Origin of the sequence: Chryseobacterium sp. 2TAF14 (genome assembly GCF_052115105.1) — a bacterium.
Lineage (GTDB): Bacteria > Bacteroidota > Bacteroidia > Flavobacteriales > Weeksellaceae > Chryseobacterium.
The window spans coordinates 1-1,524 of record NZ_JBFRGA010000311.1; the positions used below are offsets into that span (position 1 = coordinate 1).

The window sequence follows — 1,524 nt, forward strand, 5'->3', positions numbered from 1 at the left end:
ACCAAGTACTCGTAATGAAATCTCCGGTAGAATCATCAAACCAATATGCTCCGTTTGGCGTATGACCTGCAGGAAGAATAGAAGCTCTGTCTTTTAAAGAAACGCCCACCACTTTTCCCTGAAAATTGGTTGCTAATCTTAGCTCGTCTGTAACGGTTGTAGACCAAAGATTTTTAGGAGAATGGCTTCCTACTCTTACATTGGCTGTACCGACAGGCTTTACATTTTCATCGGTTGTACAATAGACATTTTTGCCGGTTTCTTTATCGGTCCAGTCATTTCCGGCAATCCCGTGAATCGCAGGAACCGAACCTGTATAAATACAAGTATGTCCTAAAGCTGTTACTGTAGGAACGTAAGGAATATGTACATTATTTAAAGAATATCCTTTATTTAAAAGTCTTTTGAAGCCGTCATTCCCATATTTGCTGTAATATCGGTAAAGATAATCCCATCTCATCTGGTCGACCACCAAACCTACAACAAGTTTGGGTCTGTCGACCTGATTGTTTTTATTTTTCTGAGCATTGATTGTAATTACAGACAGCAATGCAGCTGTTGCAATTGAAATTTTCCTAAACATTGAATAACTTTTTAGTGCCACAAATTTACGGTTTTGAAAATTTTGTTATGTGAAATTTTAATTAAATTTGGAGTAGTTAAAAAAATAATAATGGAAAACAAAAAAAACAATGAAGAAAAATTAAATCCCTTAATTTGGCTTTTTATAATAATCTTTGTTTTATGGGTAATTTCTTTGACTTTGGTTATAATTATTTTTCCTAATTGGACTTCTCGGGGAACTTTTGGGGATAGTTTTGGAGCATTAAATTCATTGTTTTCAGGATTTGCATTTGGAGGTATAATTTATACTATTCTTTTACAGAGAAAAGAATTAAAACTTCAACGAGACGAATTGATATTAACTCGTGATGAACTTAAAAGATCAGCAAATGCTCAAGAAGCTTCAAATAAGTTTCAAAATGAACAAATAAGAATTGCTAATTTACCTATACTTCAATATGAAACCGAACGACATGATAGCATCAATTATTTATTAATTAAAAATGAAAGCGGAAAAATAGCTTTTGATATTGATATTTGGTATTATATCACATATTTTGAAGAAGATATCGCTAAGAAAGATTTTATTCAAGATTATATAAAAAATACATCAAAAAAGTATATGAATTCAAATTTATGGGATAATGAAATTTGGTCGATAGCCGAAAGAGGAGTTTATACTAGTTTTCCTAATAACTATAGCATAAAGATCCCACTTGAATCACCATTAGATATAAATATATTTGACCTTTTTATACAATATAGAGATTCATTAAACAATAATTATGCGTTAAGAATTCTTTTTGATAGCTCATATAGCTCTAGTGAAGTTCCATTTATAATAGGTGAATTTGAGCCTAAAATACTTACTCTATTTGATAGAATTGATGTAACTCAAGAAAGTTTAACGCGTGATTCGGTTCCGGAAATTTTCAAACCAGTATATGATATTCATAAATC

1 protein-coding gene and 1 pseudogene are annotated in these 1,524 nt (G+C 31.2%); one reads left to right on the plus strand and one right to left on the minus strand.

Going from position 1 to position 1,524, the window contains the following annotated elements; genetic code table 11:
• Nucleotides 1-583 (minus strand): alkaline phosphatase family protein (locus AB4Y90_RS17830; protein WP_441558904.1); only part of this gene is annotated, 583 nt, incomplete at its 3' end.
• Nucleotides 584-673: 90 nt separating this feature from the next.
• Between AB4Y90_RS17830 and AB4Y90_RS17835 the strand changes: the two are divergent.
• Nucleotides 674-1,524: pseudogene (locus AB4Y90_RS17835) on the plus strand (hypothetical protein); the annotation flags it as partial.